13 protein-coding genes are annotated in these 15,289 nt (G+C 71.8%); 8 read left to right on the plus strand and 5 right to left on the minus strand.

Annotation, left to right across the window (positions count from 1 at the left end; genetic code table 11):
* The first annotated feature begins 57 nt into the window (after positions 1 to 57).
* Together HH310_RS00400 and HH310_RS00405 are read left to right on the plus strand one after the other, a co-directional pair.
* Positions 58 to 684: a response regulator transcription factor gene (locus tag HH310_RS00400; RefSeq protein ID WP_169173334.1), complete on the plus strand. Its 627-nt coding sequence runs from the start codon at positions 58 to 60 to the stop codon at positions 682 to 684.
* The gene (locus tag HH310_RS00405) at positions 668 to 1,954 is read left to right on the plus strand and encodes an FAD-binding oxidoreductase (RefSeq protein ID WP_169173335.1); all 1,287 of its coding nucleotides are present in this window, start codon (positions 668 to 670) and stop codon (positions 1,952 to 1,954) included. Before HH310_RS00400 ends, HH310_RS00405 begins: the two co-directional genes overlap by 17 nt.
* Here the strand turns inward: HH310_RS00405 and HH310_RS00410 are convergent.
* The gene (locus HH310_RS00410; protein ID WP_169173336.1) at positions 1,938 to 4,658 is read right to left on the minus strand and encodes an AAA family ATPase; all 2,721 of its coding nucleotides are present in this window, start codon (positions 4,656 to 4,658) and stop codon (positions 1,938 to 1,940) included. The two genes, HH310_RS00405 and HH310_RS00410, sit on opposite strands and share 17 nt — an antisense overlap.
* Positions 4,659 to 4,708: 50 nt before the next feature.
* Positions 4,709 to 5,578 (minus strand): ABC transporter substrate-binding protein, encoded by an 870-nt coding sequence (locus tag HH310_RS00415; RefSeq protein WP_211191592.1) that lies wholly within the window; start codon positions 5,576 to 5,578, stop codon positions 4,709 to 4,711.
* 197 nt (positions 5,579 to 5,775) lie between these two features.
* Here HH310_RS00415 and HH310_RS00420 point away from each other — a divergent pair, with 197 nt between their 5' ends.
* From HH310_RS00420 to HH310_RS00430, 3 genes are all read left to right on the plus strand, one after another.
* Positions 5,776 to 6,399 carry an SDR family oxidoreductase gene (locus tag HH310_RS00420; RefSeq protein WP_169173338.1) on the plus strand — a complete coding sequence of 208 codons (624 nt, stop codon included), beginning with the start codon at positions 5,776 to 5,778 and terminating at the stop codon, positions 6,397 to 6,399.
* Positions 6,400 to 6,629: 230 nt separating this feature from the next.
* On the plus strand, positions 6,630 to 8,492 hold the full coding sequence (locus tag HH310_RS00425; protein ID WP_169173339.1) for a BTAD domain-containing putative transcriptional regulator: 1,863 nt from the start codon (positions 6,630 to 6,632) through the stop codon (positions 8,490 to 8,492).
* Positions 8,493 to 8,886: 394 nt separating this feature from the next.
* Positions 8,887 to 9,417 carry a sigma-70 family RNA polymerase sigma factor gene (locus HH310_RS00430; protein ID WP_248293547.1) on the plus strand — a complete coding sequence of 177 codons (531 nt, stop codon included), beginning with the start codon at positions 8,887 to 8,889 and terminating at the stop codon, positions 9,415 to 9,417.
* Here HH310_RS00430 and HH310_RS00435 read toward each other — a convergent pair.
* Positions 9,372 to 10,295, minus strand: a complete 924-nt coding sequence (locus HH310_RS00435; protein WP_169173340.1) for a helix-turn-helix domain-containing protein — start codon at positions 10,293 to 10,295, stop codon at positions 9,372 to 9,374. The two genes, HH310_RS00430 and HH310_RS00435, sit on opposite strands and share 46 nt — an antisense overlap.
* Before the next feature lie 8 nt (positions 10,296 to 10,303).
* The gene (locus HH310_RS00440; protein WP_169173341.1) at positions 10,304 to 10,867 is read right to left on the minus strand and encodes a flavoprotein; all 564 of its coding nucleotides are present in this window, start codon (positions 10,865 to 10,867) and stop codon (positions 10,304 to 10,306) included.
* A 190-nt stretch (positions 10,868 to 11,057) separates the two neighbouring features.
* On the opposite strand from HH310_RS00440, the gene HH310_RS00445 reads away from it, so the two are divergent.
* A complete protein-coding gene (locus HH310_RS00445; RefSeq protein WP_169173342.1) occupies positions 11,058 to 11,645 on the plus strand; it encodes a nucleosidase in 588 nt (195 codons plus the stop codon).
* 822 nt (positions 11,646 to 12,467) lie between these two features.
* On the opposite strand, the gene HH310_RS00450 is transcribed toward HH310_RS00445, so the two are convergent.
* Positions 12,468 to 13,295: an RICIN domain-containing protein gene (locus HH310_RS00450; protein WP_169173343.1), complete on the minus strand. Its 828-nt coding sequence runs from the start codon at positions 13,293 to 13,295 to the stop codon at positions 12,468 to 12,470.
* 192 nt (positions 13,296 to 13,487) lie between these two features.
* Here HH310_RS00450 and HH310_RS00455 point away from each other — a divergent pair, with 192 nt between their 5' ends.
* Both HH310_RS00455 and HH310_RS00460 read left to right on the plus strand, forming a co-directional pair.
* Entirely contained in the window at positions 13,488 to 14,462 is a 975-nt protein-coding gene (locus tag HH310_RS00455) for an ATP-binding cassette domain-containing protein (protein WP_169173344.1), read from the plus strand.
* Entirely contained in the window at positions 14,459 to 15,286 is an 828-nt protein-coding gene (locus HH310_RS00460) for an ABC transporter permease (RefSeq protein WP_169173345.1), read from the plus strand. Before HH310_RS00455 ends, HH310_RS00460 begins: the two co-directional genes overlap by 4 nt.
* Positions 15,287 to 15,289: the final 3 nt, after the last annotated feature.

Raw genomic sequence — 15,289 nt, forward strand, 5'->3', positions numbered from 1 at the left:
CCCCGTACTCCGTCTCTTCGTAGAGACGCCCGAACGGGTGGCCGGAGGGAAATGGCCATGAATGCCGAGACCGTGATCGTCGATGTGGTCTCCCGGAACACGATCATCCGGGGCGGGCTCATGCGGGTGCTGGCCGAGGCGCCCGGCATCGCCGCGCGGCACGAGCTGGACAGCCTCGCCGCGCTGCGCTCGGAGCCGGAGCCGCCGGACATCGCCCTGGTCGACCTGTACGAGACCGAGCCCACCGACCTGCGGGCGTATCTGCCGGACGGATGCCGGGCCGTGGCGCTCTATCCGCCGGAGCACCCGCCGAGCCTGACGGCCGCGCTACGCGGTGGCGCGCACGCCCTGCTCACCCGCCGGACGACGACCGGAGAGCTGCTCGCGGCCATCGAGACGGTGCGCCACGGCGGCATCCACATCTGCGCCGAGCTCGCCCGCGAGATCATCGGACGCGACCATCCGGCGACCGCCGAGCGCGGGTCCGAGCTGACCCCGCGCGAGATCGAGACGCTGCAGTGGGTGGCTCTCGGCCTGACACACACGCAGGTGGGCCGGCGCCTGGGGCTGACCGAGTCGACGGTCAGCACGTACATCCGCCGGATCCGGACCAAGCTGCACGCGTCCAACAAGGCCGACCTCACCCGCCGCGCGATCGAGCTGGGATATGTGTCGCCCCGCTGAGCCACGGCGGATTCGCGACTACGCGGGGGAGGCGGTTCGCGGCGCCGCGCGGACCGTGCACGTGCCCGGCGAGTTCCGCTACGACGAGGCCCGCCGCACCCGGTCGCCCGGCACGGATCTGCGCCCGGCCGCGGTGGCCTTTCCGGACAGTCTGGCCGAGGTCAGTTCCCTCGTTCGCGCCGCCGCCGAGGCCGGCCTGCGGGTGGCCCCGATCGGGACCGGGCACAACGTCTTCCCGCTCGGCGATCTGAGCGAGACGGTGCTGCTGCGGACGTCGCGGCTGGCGGAGGTCAAGGTTTATCCCGAGGCGGGCCGCGTCCGGGCCGAGGCGGGGGCGCTGTGGCTGCCGGTGACCGAGGAGGCCGCTCGGCACGGGCTGGCCGCCCTGCACGGCTCGCCGGTCCAAGGGGTGGCCGGACATCAGCTCGGGGGCGGCATCAGCTGGTACGGGCGGCGGCATGGTCTGGCGGTCAATCACATCACCGCGGTCGAGCTGATCCTGGCCGACGGCACCTACGTGCGGACCGACGCGGACAACGAACCCGACCTGTTCTGGGCGGTGCGGGGCGGCGGGGCCAATTTCGGGGTGGTGACCGCGATCGAGTTCGAGCTGATCGAGCTGGCGACGGCGTACGCGGGAATGTTGGTCTGGGATCTGGTCTCCGCGCGGGAGGTCCTCCCCCGATGGCTGGCCTGGAGCACGCAGGCGCCGGAGGACGTCACGACGGCCTACCGCCACGTGCGTTTCCCGGTGGAGCCGGGGGTGAGCGAGCCGTTGCGCGGGCGGGATCTGGTCATCGTGGACGGCGCGGTCCTGGGCGACGACGAGCGGGCCGAGCGGATTCTCGCGCCGCTTCGCGAGTTGCGGCCGGAGCGGGACACCTTCGCCCGGATGCCGGTGCCGGCCGTGCGCGGCATCCGCCCGGATTCGGCCGGCCGGCGTTCCGTCCTGCTCGGTGACCTGCCGCCGGAGGCCGCCGCGGAGTTTGTCGAGGCGGCCGGGCCGCACACGAACGTCGACGCCGGACTGCGGCAGCTCGGCGGCGCCCTGGGCCGGGCGGTGGACGGCGGCGGCGCGCTCACCCACCTCGACGCGGCATACGAGTTGCGCACCGACGAGGGTGGGATCCTGGCGTCGCTGGATGCCTACCGCCGCGGGCGGCCGGTGGACGAGGTCACCCGGCGGCGGCTGACCGAGCTGCGCACCTTGTACGACCCCGCGGGTGTCCTGCAGGCCGGCGACGAGATCCCGGTCAGCCGGTGCGGGTAGCGGCGGCGAGCTCGCGGCGCGAGCTGATGCCCAGCTTGGCGAACACCTTGCGCAAATGCCATTCCACCGTACGCGGGCTCAGGAACAGCGCGGCGCCGATCTCGGCGTTGGTGCGCCCGGCCACGGCGAGGCGCGCGATCTGCGTCTCCTGAGCGGTGAGCTGGTCGAAGGTGGCACGGCCCCGGCGGCGGACCGTCTCGCCGGCCGCGAGCAGTTCCCGGGCCGCGCGTTCGGCGAACCCCTGGGCGCCCATCACGGTGAACGACTCGTGCGCCTGCAGCAGCACCGTGCGGGCCGCACCCCGGCGGTTCTCCCGTCGCAGCCACTCGCCGTAGAGCAGGCGCGCCCGGGCCAGCTGGGAGTGGATCCGGGTCTGCGCGAGCCGCTCGACCCCCTCCCGGTAGTTGTCCTCGGCATGCCGCGCCGGACCGGTCAGCGCGTCGGCGATCGCCTGCGTGCCCAGCGCCCAGTCGGTGCCCGCCACCGTGGTGCGTTCGCGCAGCCGCTCGGCCGCCTCCGCCGCGGCCGCGGTGTCGCCGGAGCGCGCGGCGGCCTCGACCAGTTCGCCGAGGGCCCAGTTGAACACGCCCACGTCCTCGTACTCGCAGGCCCGCCGGGCGGCCTCCAGGGCCACCGAATACTGGCCGAGGCCGGCCGAGAGCACGGCCTGCGCGTGGGCGGCCAGGGCCAGCAACCGGCCCTCGCCGCGCTGGTGGGCGTCGGCGACGGTCGCCTCGACCAGGTCGGCGACGGCCGTCGCGTCGCCCTGATGGGCGACCAGGGTCAGCAACGTGGACGGATGCGGCGCCACCCCGGTCGTGCGCCGCAGGGCGTCCGCCTCGTCGAGCAGTCCCGCGGCGTCCGCCATCCGGCCGGCGTGCAGCAGCGCGCCCGCCCGGTACACCAGAGCGGTCGGCAGCAGCGACAGAGCACCGGTCGTGCGGGCGAAGCCGACCGCCTGCTCGGTGAGCCGGTGCCACGCCGCGTCGTCCCAGACGTGGTGCGCGACCGGCGACGCGATCCACAGCAGGCGCGAGTCGTGGTCCATCCGCACCTCGCTCAGCGCGCGCCGGAGCAGCGGCACGGACTGCCGGTATCCGTCCAGATGCCAGGCGGTGACGCCGCGCAGGAGCAGGCAGGCCGGGTCGTCGCTGTCCGGTAGCTCACGGGCGGCCGTGGTGGCCCGGCGCATCAGATCGCCGCCGAGCCGCCCGGCGTGCACCGCCACCCCGATCGCCGACAGGTATGTCTCCCGGGCGGCGTCCGTGTCCAGGGTTTCGAGCCGTTTCGCGGTCGCCAGCAACGGTTCCGCCGCGGCCGTGCCCGGTTGCACCGCGAACGTCACGCGGGCCCGCAGGCGCTCCACCTCGGCGCGCTCCCGCGGCCCGAGCGGGCCGAGCTCGGCGGCCGCGAGCAGATTGGGGACCAGGGCCGGGAAACCGGCGTCGAGCCGGATGCGGGCGGCCGCGAGGGCACGGCCGGCGCGGCGTTTGGAGTCCGGCGTGAGCTCGGCGGCGCGCTCCAGGAACGACGCCGCGGCGAAGCAGCCGCCGCGTTCGGCGGCGCGGCCGGCGGAGCGTTCGAGTTCGCTCGCGACCTCTTCGTCCGGCACCACCGCGGCGTGCGCGCGGTGCCAGGCGTGCAGGTCCGGTTCGGCGGCCGGGTCGCGGACGTCGGCCAGCGCGCGGTGGACCAGGCGCAGATCGGCCGGGGCGGCCGAGCGCCACGTCGCCGAGCGCACCAGCGGATGCCGGAACCGGACGCGGGTGCCGACCTCGACGAGGTCGGCGGCCTCCGCGGCGGCGACCGCGGCCGGGCCCACGCCGAGCCGCTCCAGCGCGCGCCACAGCAGCGGCACGTCGCCGACCGGTTCGACGGCGGCGGTGAGCAGCAGCAGGCGGGTGTCGGCCGGGAGCGCCGCGATGCGCCGCTGGAAACCCTGCTCGACCAGACCGACCACCGAGGCGGTGCCGGCCGCGCCGAAGCCGAAGGCGAGCTCGGTCGGGGACAGTCCACGCGGCAGTTCGAGCAGTGCCAGCGGGTTGCCGCGGGTCTCCGCGACGATCCGGTCCCGGACGCGGGCGTCCACCGGGCCGGTCAGCACCGATTCGAGCAGCGCCCGCGCGTCGGCGTCCGGCAGGCCGTCGACGCGCATCTCGGGCAGGCCGAGCATGAGCTGGTCGCCGGCCGGGCAGCGGGACGCCAGGATGAGCCCGACCGACTCGGCGTCGAGCCGGCGCGCGACGAAGGTGAGGATGACCTCGGACATCCGGTCGAGCCACTGCAGGTCGTCGATCACGCACACGAGCGGCTGCTCGGCGGCCGCCTCGGCGAACAGGCTGAGGACCGCGAGCCCGACGAGGAGATGGTCCGGCGGGCTGCCCTTGCTGAGCCCGAACGCGGTCGCGAGGGCCTCGCGCTGTGGCTCCGGCAGCGCGCTCAGATGGCCGAGCAGCGGTGCGCAGAGCTGTTGCAGCGCCGAATAGGTGATCTCGGATTCGACCTCGACGCCGGAGGCCCGGGTCAGGCGCGCGGGAGCGGATCGGGCGGCCGCGTAGTCCAGCAGGGCGGTCTTGCCGGAGCCGGCCTCGCCGCGCAGCACCAGCACCCGGCTGCGCCCGTCCCGGACATCGCTCAGCAGGCGATCGAGCGTGTCCTTCTCCTGCTGCCGCCCGCGAAGGGCCCGTCCGCCGGTGCGTGGCACGTCATCCTCCCAGCTAGAAGGCTACCCGGCGCCGACGGACGGGCCGGTCGCTACTTGAGCTCGGGCGCGCCGGCGTCGGAGAGCCAGGTCTTCTCCAGCACCGTCAGCGTGCCGTCCTGGCTGAGCTGATCGACCGCCTGGCTGACACACGCGGTGAGCGCCGAGCCCTTGTCCAGGACCAGGCCGAACTGCTCGGGCGCGCCCACCTGCGGAAGCTGCCCGACGATCACGCCGTCCTTGATCTCCGCGGCGGTCATGAAGAACCCGGTCGGCAGGTCCACCACCCCGGCGTCGACGGTGCCGTTGGCCAGCGCGGCCTTCAGGTCGTCGTTGTTGTTGAACACCTGCGGCTTCGCGCTCGGCTTGAGCACGTCGGTGATCTCCTGGTAGCTCGTGGTCCCGACCTGCGCGCCGATCTTGGCGGTGCGCAGATCGGCGATCGACTTGGCGCCCGCGGCCTTCGAACCCTTCGTGGTGATCACGACCTGCCGGACCGAGTAGTACGGCGCGGAGAAGTCGACAGCGTTGCGCCGCTCCGGCGTGATCGAGAATTCGTTGATGTCGAAATCGAAATTCTTCGGACCCGGCGCGATCGCGTTGTTGAACGTGACCGAGGTCCACATCACGCTTTCCCGGGCATAACCCAATCGCTGCGCGACCTGGTACGCCACCGCGGACTCGAAACCCTTGCCGTCGCTGGGGTCATTGTTGTCGAACCAGGGCGGATAGGCCGGCTTGTCGGTACCTATGGTGAGTTTTCCCGCCGTTTTCGTGGGCAGCGATCCGGGCGCGCATGCGGCCGCGGCGGCGGACGTGTTCCCGCTGTTCGGCGGGCTGTCGTCGCTCGTCGCGCAGGCCGCGACGGAGCCGATCAGCAGAGCCGCGAGCACCACGGCCGGGAGGGTATTTCGGGTGAACATGATCGGCAGCATAGGGATTGGCGGCGCGAACAAAAGATCCCGCTTCGGAGACCCCAAGGTTAGGCGAAAACACAAACAACAGTCCCGCACGGACAGTGGCGACGCGACCTTCGCCACGATTTCCTTGTCAGCGGCAGTCCGTCTCCGTACCGTTTCCGGCGACCGCGACCCGCCGACAGCGAGAGGTAACCAAAGGCATGGACCTCGGACTCGCCCGTCGCGTCTTCATCCTCGATGGAGATTCGAGCGGCCTCGGCTTCGCCACCGCGCGCGAACTCGTCGGCGAAGGCGCCCGGGTGGTGATCTCGGACCGCGGCGAGGCCGGCGTCGCGGCCGCGGTGGACCGGCTCGGCGGCCCGGAGCACGCCGCCGGGGTAGCCGGCGACCTGGCCGATCAGGACATGCCGCGTCAGCTCGCCGGCCTCGCGATCCGGCGGTTCGGGCGGCTCGACGGCGCGTTGCTCTCGGTGAGCGGGCGCGAGCGGTGGAAACCGGCGCTCGGGGCGGCGCGTGCCCTCGCCGACGACTTCGGTAACGACGGCGCGATAGCGATGTCGCTTCCGGCCGGCCCTTGTCCGCGCCTGAGCGGGGTGGCCGTCGAGATCGCCGGCGAATTCGCGGCGCGGCAGGTCCGGTTCCTGGGCCTGATTCCCGGCCGGATGAGTCCGATGCCGGCCGCGGAGACGAGCCGGATCCCGTTGCGGCGCGGGGGCCGGCCGAGCGAATTCGCCCGGGTCGCGGCGTTCGCGCTCTCCCCCGCCGCCAGCACCCTGACCGGCGTCATCATCCCGGTCGACGGCGGCGCCTCGTCCGCCACATAGTGCGGTGCCCGACCCGACAGTGTGCCCGCCGTCACCGCGTGAGCTGGGCAAAGGCGCCAGGGCACGGGCTTCGAGCACCAGTGACGACTACTGGGGCCAGCCGCCCCCGCCCGCAACGATGCTGGTCTCCGCGACGACGTCCCCGTTCTAGGAGGTCAGAAATGCCGGAAACCGCCCACGGACCGATGGCCGGGAGCGTCCTCGCGGCCGTACGAGGCTGACGCGGTGCCATGCCAGAGCTTCGGTTGAGCATCCTGGGCCCCTTGCGGGCCCAGTCCGGCGACCACGACCTACCGCTCGGCGGACGCCAGCAACGACTGCTGCTGGCGCTGCTGCTCGCGCGCGCCGGAGCGGTGGTCAGCCTCCCCGAGCTGATCGACGCCCTGTGGGACGGCGAGCCGCCGTTGAGCGCGGCCAACAGCATCCATCGTGCGGTCGGCCAGTTGCGCCGCCTCATTCAGCCCGGCCTCGCGGTGCGCGCGGCCGGTGACCGGCTGGTCCGCCACGCCTCCGGTTACCGGCTGCGGCTGGACGAGGAGATGTCCGACCTGCTCCGCTTCCGGGCACTGGCCCGCCGCGCGGCGACGGCGCCGGACGCCGAGGCGGTGGATCTGTTCGGCTCGGCTCTCGCGCTGTGGACCGGGCCGCCGGGCGCCGGGCTCGAGTCACCCACCCGGACCCATCCGATCTTCGTGGCCCTCGACGCGGAGCTGGCCCGCACGGCGCTGCAGGCGGCCGACGTGGCGTTGCGCTCCGGGGACGCCGCCCGGGTGCTGCCCGCGCTGCTGCGGATCAGCGGCTGGCGTCCGCTGGACGAGTCGCTGCAAGCGCGGGTCGTCCTCGCGCTCGCGGCGCAGGGGCGGCAGGCGGAGGCGCTCGACCGGTTCCGCACGGTCCGCCGGCGGCTGCGCGACGAGCTGGGCCTGGATCCCGGCGCGGAGCTGCGCCAGGCGCAGGATCGGGTGCTGCGGCAAAGCGTCGGCACCGAGCCGGAGCCGGGCATCGTCGTCCCGGCGGCACCCTCGCGGCTGCCCGGCGACCACCCGTTCTTCAGCGGACGCGTCGAGCTGATCGCGCGCGCCGAGGCGCTGATCGCCGAGGACCGCCGGCAGGGCCGGGCCACCACGCTGGCGTTCGACGGCATGCCCGGGGTCGGCAAGACCACCCTCGCGGTGCACCTGGCACACCGGCTCGCGGACGACTACCCGGACGGGCAGCTGTACATCGACCTGCGCGGCTACGCGGCCCAGGGACCGCCGATGACCGCGCTCGAGGCGTTGCACAGCATGCTGAGCTCGCTGGGGGTGCAGCGCGCGGACCGGCCGGACGAGCTGAACGCGGCGGCCGGGCTGTACCGCGGGCTGATCGCCGGTCGCCGGATGCTCGTCGTGCTGGACAACGGCTTCGACTACGCGCAGATCCGGAACCTGCTGCCGGCCACGCCACAGAGCCTGACCCTGGTGACCGGCCGCGCGCGGATCAACCCGCTGATCATCGGAGGTGCGCGGCCGCTGGAGGTCCCGTTGCCGCCGGTCGCGGAGATCTGGGAGGGCATGCGGAAATGGCTCGGCCCGGACCGGGTCGAGGCGGAGCCGGAGAGCGTCGGCCACATCATCGAGCGGTGCGGCCGGCATCCGCTGGCGATGGCCATGGTGGTCGCCCGCGCGATCGCGATGCCGGAGGTCCCGCTGCGTCAGATCGTCGAGGACATGGCGCTCAACCGCGGGATCTACCAGTTCGGCGACGGCACCGAGAACGACCTCACGTCGGTCTTCTCGTGGTCGTACCGGGCGCTGACGCCGGCCGCGGCCCGCCTCTTCCGGCTGATCCCGTTGTCCACCGACCCGGAGATATCGCCGGAGGCCGCGGCCGCTCTGGCCGGCGTCGACCGGCACGCGGCGGCCGCGCTGCTGCGCGAGCTGAGCGCCCAGATGCTCACCCAGGTACGCGCCGGGCACCACCAGATGCACGACCTCCTTCGCCGGTACGCCGCGGAGCTCAGCAACAGCATCGACTCGGCACCGGAACGGGCGGCCGCGGCGGCGCGATTATCGAGTTGCCGGCACGACCCGGTGCTCAGTCCGGCCGTCTGAAAACGGGCCCGGCAAATGCAATTCCGCCCTGTGTCCGCGGCCTCATTGAAAGCCGCGTCACAGCGTCCTGAAATAGTCGTTCGGCGACGTCAAAGGGGCTGCACGGAGCGTGCCCCTGGCGTCACACCGCGCACTCCAGTCGGGTGCCACAAGGGTTTCGCCTGGCCCGGCCGGAATCGAATCGACGGGCCAAACCTGAGTTACCGCCGGAGACCCATTCAGCCTCCATCCGGAATCCACGCGATATCCCTAATGTGCGACACAGGGGGGCTTGCCACGCCGTACTCGAACGGCAGATGCCTCGAAATTGTTGGTTTTGCAGTCCGGCCCGATCGTGCCGCCGCCGGGGGGAAGCGCGGCAAGGGGGGCGATCGGTCCGGGGGAAGGCATCAGCATGACAATTCCATCCGTTGCCCCGGTGGGCGACCCGCAGGCACGAATGGCCGCGTTGCACTCGGCCCATTCCTCGACGCTTTTGAACTTCCTGCACGCGCTCACCGGCGAGCGGCACACCGCGGAGGACCTGCTGCAGGAGACGATGATCCGCACGTGGCGCAGCATCGAAACCGTGCCGGACGAATACGAGAACGCGCGCCGCTGGCTGTTCAAGGTGGCGCGCCGGGTCACGATCGACGCGTTCCGCATGCGGCAGAGCCGGCCGATCGAGACGCACCTGCTGGACTACTACGTAACCCACTTCTCGGCCGCCGACGACACCACCGAGACGGTGGTGGCAGTGGACTCGCTGCTCCGCGCGGTGCACGACCTCAGCGAGTCGCACAAGACGGTGATCGCCGAACTGTATTTCGCGGGGCGTTCCACGCTGGAGACCGCGGACCGGCTCGGCGTCCCGATCGGCACGGTCAAGTCCCGCGCGCACTACGCGCTACGCACGCTCCGTGAGGCGGTGACCGCCCCGGCCTGAGCCAGCACATCAGCACGGTCGGCGCCGGGCGTCGTCCCGGTCACCGACCGGAACGCCCGGCGCAACTGGGTCTCGCTCGCGAACCCGCAGGCGGCGGCGAGGCCGGTGACGCCGTTCGCGGGCCGGGCGCGGATCAGCCGGCGGGCCTCGGCGACCCGGATCCGGCGCAGCTCATCGGCCAGTGAGAGCGGCTCGCCGGCGAACAGCCGGAAGAGCTGCCGCCGGGACAGATGACAGGCGTGCGCCACGCTTTCCGCGTCCAGGTACGGATCGCGGAAGGCGTGGCGCAGGTAGTCCAGGACGCGTTCGCGGTCGAGTGCCGGGGTGGGCCGGCCAGCCCCGGCGGCCAGGTCGAGCGCGGCGTCGAAAAGGCTGAGCGCCTGGCTGCCGAGCGGCGCCGGGTCGTGCCCGGCCAGCGCCCGGAAGAAGGCGACGATCGCCGACGCCGGGCTCTGGTCGCCGACCAGCACGGCGGTCCCGCGCCGCAGCACCCGTTCGTCGACCCGGGTGCGGGGCACCTGCACGACGATCTGCTCGAAGCCCTCGCCACAGGTCAGGCCGAAGGGCCGAGTGCTGTCCGCGAAGACCAGGTCGCCGGGGTTCAGCAGCGCGGTGCGGCCGTCCTGCACCAGCGTGCAGCGACCGGCGACCTGGATCGTCGCCAGCGTGAAACCCTGCTCGGCGTCATCGATCAGCGTCTCGGTGCGCCGCACCCGCTGCGCGGACGCGCGCACCCGGGTGATCTGCAGGTCGAAGCCACCCCGCGGGTCCAGGTCGGCGTGGAACGGCTCGGCGCCGAGCGGCGTGGCGGACAACGGCACGAAGGTCTCGTTGATCGCTTCCCGATACACCGGGAACGCGCTCGTGCGAAGGGCCATGACCCAAATCATGCGTCGGCGAGCAGGCTCCGCACAGTGCTCACGACCGTGGCCGGCGCCGGAAGCGCGGGGTTGTCGACCAGGGTGCCGGAGTGGACGTCGTAGCGTTTCGCCCATTCGGGTTCGACCACGTGGTAGCCGTCCGCGCGCAATTGGTCGATGTTTCGCGCGATGGCAGGTTTCGCCCACATGCCGGCGCTCATCACCGGGAAGAAGACCACCGGACAGGTTGCGGCCAGGATCACACCGGCCAGCAGGTTCGGTGCCGCCCCGGTCGCGGCCGCGGCCAGCATGTTCGCGGTCGTCGGCAGCACGATCACGATGTCGTGGGTGGCGGCGAGCGCGTTCTGGTTGTCGGTCGGCCAGCGGGCCGGGTCGTCGCCGGTCACCACCCGGTTGGCCAGCAGCCCTACGGTCTGCGCGGGCAGGAACCGCTGCGCCGAGTGGGTCATCACGACCGTGAGCGAGGAGGCCAGTTCCTGGTGCAGGGCGGCCAGGTAGGGCGGCAGCGTGGTCACCGACATGGAACCGGACGCGCCGAGGAGCAAACGTTTCTTCGCGGGATCTGTCATGCCCCGACGATGGCTCCCCGGAACCCGGGTTTCCACACGATGAGTGCCCGGACGGGAACGACGAGTGCCAATCGGTGGGGGACGTGATGTGAACGGCACCGGAGATCGCCTCCGGCGGTGAACTCGGCGCCGCGGCAGCCGTCAGCTAATACGCCTTATCAGGTGCGTTCACGTTAATGGGGAGACGGTCATGACTCATCTTATCGGGCAGATCACTGACGACGCGCCGCTGCTGGTGGTCGCTTTCGAGGAGGAAGCCAAGTATCTCGGCACCGATCACCCGATGCTGATCACCGGGGTCGGCAAGGTCAACGCCGCGATCAGCCTCACGCAGGCGCTCGCGAGCAGCGGGTCCAAGCCGTCACTGATCGTCAACGTCGGCACCGCGGGCGGGCTGCGCGACGGCGACAACCAGAGCGGGCTGCACGTCGTATCCGAGGTGATCCAGCACGACCTCGACACCGGGCTGCTCGAGTCGCTGACCGGCGAGATCTACGGCGCGCCGATCACCTTGTCCGATCGCGACGGGGTCACGCTGGCCACCGGCGACACGTTCGTCTCCGACTCCGCGGTGCGCGAGAAGCTCGCGCAGCGGGCCACGCTGGTCGACATGGAGGGCTACGCGGTGGCCGCGGCCGCGGGCGCGTTCGGCATCCCGATCCGCATGGTCAAGCACGTCAGCGACAGCGCCGACGAGAGTGCCACCTCGACGTGGCGGTCCGCATTGGAGCACTCGGCACGGCAGCTGGCGGACTGGGTACACGCGAACATCGGGTGATCGCAAACACGGTTCGATACCTGAACTGAAGCGGACCCGATTTCGTCTGTGCAACGCGGGAGGTCCGATCTCCGGAGCTTGAGGTGCTGTTGGGGCATCGCGGCATCCCGGCCACGCCGTCTGCGACGCGTGGCGGTCTTGTCCGGCTCGGCCGTCGATCCTTCGGGCCGGACAAGACCCCGGCACCTTTCTCCTGGAGGACGACCGAATTTTGATCGACTTCGCGGCCCGGATCATCGCCGCGGCCCTGCGGTGCGCCGGCTTCGTCTACTGGCATTCCTGGCGCCGCCGGCGGGGGTGACCTTCGCCTAGGGAGTAAGTCCTAACCGTGGTGGTAGGCGGTGAGTGATCTGGTCACGGTGTAGTTCCGGTGGTACGGCGCTGTAGCGATTCGTTCGCGGCTGGGCGGTCCCGCTCTGCGGGACATCGCGGTCACATCGTGGATTTTTGTGAACCTTGGAGAGTTGCGCCCACATACGAGCCATAACTCTCCAAGGTTCACATTCGGCCGGAACAATCTGCCGGGCGAAAGCCTCGTTACGTGACAAAAGTATTCTCTACAATGGACGCGAGTCTCACATTGCGGACGGTGGGTCCACGATGTGGGCATTGGGTCTCAGCAGGCGGTCGCCCGTCTCACGGAATGGAAGCGCCGCGCAGCCACGCGCCGAGCCCGCCTATTCAGCGGCCCAGCCGATCCGACAATCTCGGGAAATGTCGGATATGCGGGATCGGTGGCGGGGCTGGCGAACGGACGGCGATCAGATCGCTGACTCGCCTACGGCCACTGACTCGCCTACGGCCACCGACTCGGCTGAGGACCTACTCGCCTAGTGCCACTTCTGGTTCGAGGTGCCGCCGCACTCCCACAACTGCAGCTTCGTGCCGCTGGCGGTGCCCTCGTCGACGGGCGTCCACACACCGGTTGCTGCGGGTCAGGTCGTGGGCGGGGTTGAGGACGAAGTGCTGGGACGCGCTGCCGTCGCAGTTCTGCAGCACGATCCAGGTGCCGTTGGTGAGTGAGCCGTTCTGCGCGGTCATGCACCGCTGGAAGGCGCGCACCGTGCCGTCGTCGTAGAAGGTCCACTGCTGGTTCCGGTCACCGGGGGTGCAGGTCCAGATCTGCAGGCGGGGGATGTCGGCGTAGTCACCGTCGGTGACGTCGATGCAACGGTTGCTGCCGTAGCCGATGATCGTGGTCGCGTCGCCCTGCGGGCTGGGACTGGGATCCGGCTCCTCCTGCTGCTGTTTCACCTGCTGACCGGCGGCCTTGGTCGGGCGCGTGGTGGTGGTTCCCTCCCGGACGCCACCCGCACCGGCCGGGGCCACGGGGGCGCCCGCCTCTCCGGGCTCCCCCGGCAGTCCCGGGGCGCCAGGGGCTCCAGGCACCCCCGGCGCCCCGGGCACGTCGCGCTGAACGGGCTTACCCGAGGCCGGCGGCGCGGACGCCGCCGGTAACGGCGTGCCACGACCGGGAGCCGGCGCGGTCGCGTCGGTGGTGTGCCGGCCGCCGCCGCTCAGCAGCACGCTGGCGCCGACTGTGATGCCGGCGACCACGACCGCGACGAGCACGGCGAGCAACGCCTTGCCGGCCGGGCCGCGCAGGAGGCGCCGGGGTGCGGGCTCACCCACCGGGAACCGCTGCGGCATCAAGCACCCCCTGGTACGCGAGTTCGTCGGACTTCGTATCTAGGCACACGCGCCCACCAGCCCGGAAGGTCTCCGTTCGGGGACGCCAGCGCGATGTCAGCCGCGTATCAGCGGCATGTGCGCCCGATGTCAGCGGCGCCCGTCAGTGTCTGTCCCCGAGGGCCGCACCCGGCCCGACACGGAGGGGACATCATGACGGATCTTGTGGTGCGTGCGGAGGGACTCCGCAAGCGGTTCGGGAAGACGCAGGCACTCGACGGGGTGGATCTGGCCATGCGGCGCGGCACCGTGCTCGGCGTGCTGGGCCCGAACGGCGCCGGCAAGACCACCGCGGTGCGGGTGCTCGCCACCCTGTTGCGCCCGGACGCCGGGACCGCCGAGGTGGCCGGCATCGACGTGCTGCGCCAGCCGCAGCGGGTGCGCCGGCGGATCGGGCTCACCGGCCAGTACGCCTCGGTCGACGAGGACCTGACCGGCACCCAGAACCTGGTGCTCATCGGCCAGCTGCTCGACCTCACGACGAAGGACGCCAAGCGGCGCGCGGCCGAGCTGCTCGACTGGTTCGACCTGTCCGAGGCCGCCGGACGCCCGGCCAAGACGTATTCGGGTGGCATGCGCCGCCGCCTCGACCTGGCCGCGAGCCTGGTCGGGCACCCCGAGGTCATCTTCCTGGACGAGCCGACCACCGGTCTCGACCCGGCCAAGCGCGAGGACATGTGGGGCGTCGTGCGCACCCAGGTCACGCAGGGTGCCAGCGTGCTGCTCACCACGCAGTACCTGGACGAGGCGGACGCGCTCGCCGACGAGATCGTGGTGATCAACCAGGGTCGCGTCATCGCGCACGACACCCCCGACGGGCTCAAGCGCCGCGTCGGCGGACTGACCTTGCGGGTACGCCCGACCGACCCCGCCCGGGTGCCGGACGCGATGCGGGTGCTCGACAAGGTGGCGGCCCCGGGCACCGCCGCCTCGGCCGACGGCTCGGCGGGCTCCCGGCCGGGCGCCGTCTCGGTGCCGGTGATCGGCGACATCGCCCTCGACGACGCGGTCCCCGCGCTGCGGCAGGCCGGCATCGAGGTCACCGAACTGGGGCTGCACCTGCCCAGCCTGGACGAGGTTTTCCACGCCCTGACCGAGACCAAGACGATGGAGGAAGCACTCTCATGACCACACTCGACATCCCGGTCTCCGCTATCGGCCCCGACATCGACCGGCCCCGGGGCGGCGCCCTGGCTGCGCTCGTGCGACACAGCGTGGCGTTAGCCCGACGCAGCCTGATCAAAACGGTTCGCACGCCCGAGGCCCTGATCGACGTGACGCTGCAGCCGGTGATCTTCCTGCTGCTGTTCACCTACCTGTTCGGCGGCGCCATCGCGGGCGGCGACCGGCACGCGTACCTGCAGTTCCTGCTGCCCGGCATGCTCGCCCAGTCGCTCGCGATGGGCGGCATCGCGCTGGGGCAGAACCTCAACGCCGACATCCAGAAGGGCGTCTTCGACCGTTTCCGGTCGCTGCCGGTGGCCCGGTCGGCGCCGCTGGTCGGCGCGGTCGCCGCGGACGTCGTGCGCTATCTCACCGTGTGCGTCGTGATGCTCGCGTTCGGCACCGTAATGGGCTTCCGGGTGGAGACCGGCTTCCTGCCGGCGGTCGCGGCGGTCGCCCTGTCCATCGGCTTCGGCCTGTGCTTCTGCTGGATCTCGGTCTGGGTCGGCATGCTGGTGCGCACGCCCGGCGCCGTGCAGGGCGTGATGTTCCTGCTGGTCTTCCCGCTGTCGTTCGGCAGCAACGTGTTCGTCGCGACCAACACGCTGCCCGGCTGGTTGCAGGCGTTCGTGCACGTCAACCCGATCACGCCGCTGGTGGGCTCCATCCGTGGCCTGCTCGTGGGTGGTCCGGTCGCCGGGCACCTGGTGGTGACGCTGGCCTGGATGGCCGGTCTGCTGGTGGTCTTCGTGCCGCTGGCGCTGCGCGCCTACGCCCGCCGCGCCTAGGCG

The sequence above is a fragment of the Actinoplanes sp. TBRC 11911 genome, assembly GCF_012933445.1.
In the GTDB taxonomy this organism is placed as follows: Bacteria; Actinomycetota; Actinomycetes; order Mycobacteriales; family Micromonosporaceae; genus Actinoplanes.

Bases quoted from the DNA above. Each gene is read 5' to 3' on its own strand.
- HH310_RS00400 (WP_169173334.1), top strand. From the start codon at position 58: ATGAATGCCGAGACCGTGATCGTCGATGTGGTCTCCCGGAACACGATC.
- HH310_RS00405 (WP_169173335.1), top strand. From the start codon at position 668: ATGTGTCGCCCCGCTGAGCCACGGCGGATTCGCGACTACGCGGGGGAG.
- HH310_RS00415 (WP_211191592.1), bottom strand. From the start codon at position 5,578: ATGTTCACCCGAAATACCCTCCCGGCCGTGGTGCTCGCGGCTCTGCTG.
- HH310_RS00420 (WP_169173338.1), top strand. From the start codon at position 5,776: ATGGACCTCGGACTCGCCCGTCGCGTCTTCATCCTCGATGGAGATTCG.
- HH310_RS00425 (WP_169173339.1), top strand. From the start codon at position 6,630: ATGCCAGAGCTTCGGTTGAGCATCCTGGGCCCCTTGCGGGCCCAGTCC.
- HH310_RS00430 (WP_248293547.1), top strand. From the start codon at position 8,887: ATGACAATTCCATCCGTTGCCCCGGTGGGCGACCCGCAGGCACGAATG.
- HH310_RS00435 (WP_169173340.1), bottom strand. From the start codon at position 10,295: ATGGCCCTTCGCACGAGCGCGTTCCCGGTGTATCGGGAAGCGATCAAC.
- HH310_RS00440 (WP_169173341.1), bottom strand. From the start codon at position 10,867: ATGACAGATCCCGCGAAGAAACGTTTGCTCCTCGGCGCGTCCGGTTCC.
- HH310_RS00445 (WP_169173342.1), top strand. From the start codon at position 11,058: ATGACTCATCTTATCGGGCAGATCACTGACGACGCGCCGCTGCTGGTG.
- HH310_RS00450 (WP_169173343.1), bottom strand. From the start codon at position 13,295: ATGCCGCAGCGGTTCCCGGTGGGTGAGCCCGCACCCCGGCGCCTCCTG.
- HH310_RS00455 (WP_169173344.1), top strand. From the start codon at position 13,488: ATGACGGATCTTGTGGTGCGTGCGGAGGGACTCCGCAAGCGGTTCGGG.
- HH310_RS00460 (WP_169173345.1), top strand. From the start codon at position 14,459: ATGACCACACTCGACATCCCGGTCTCCGCTATCGGCCCCGACATCGAC.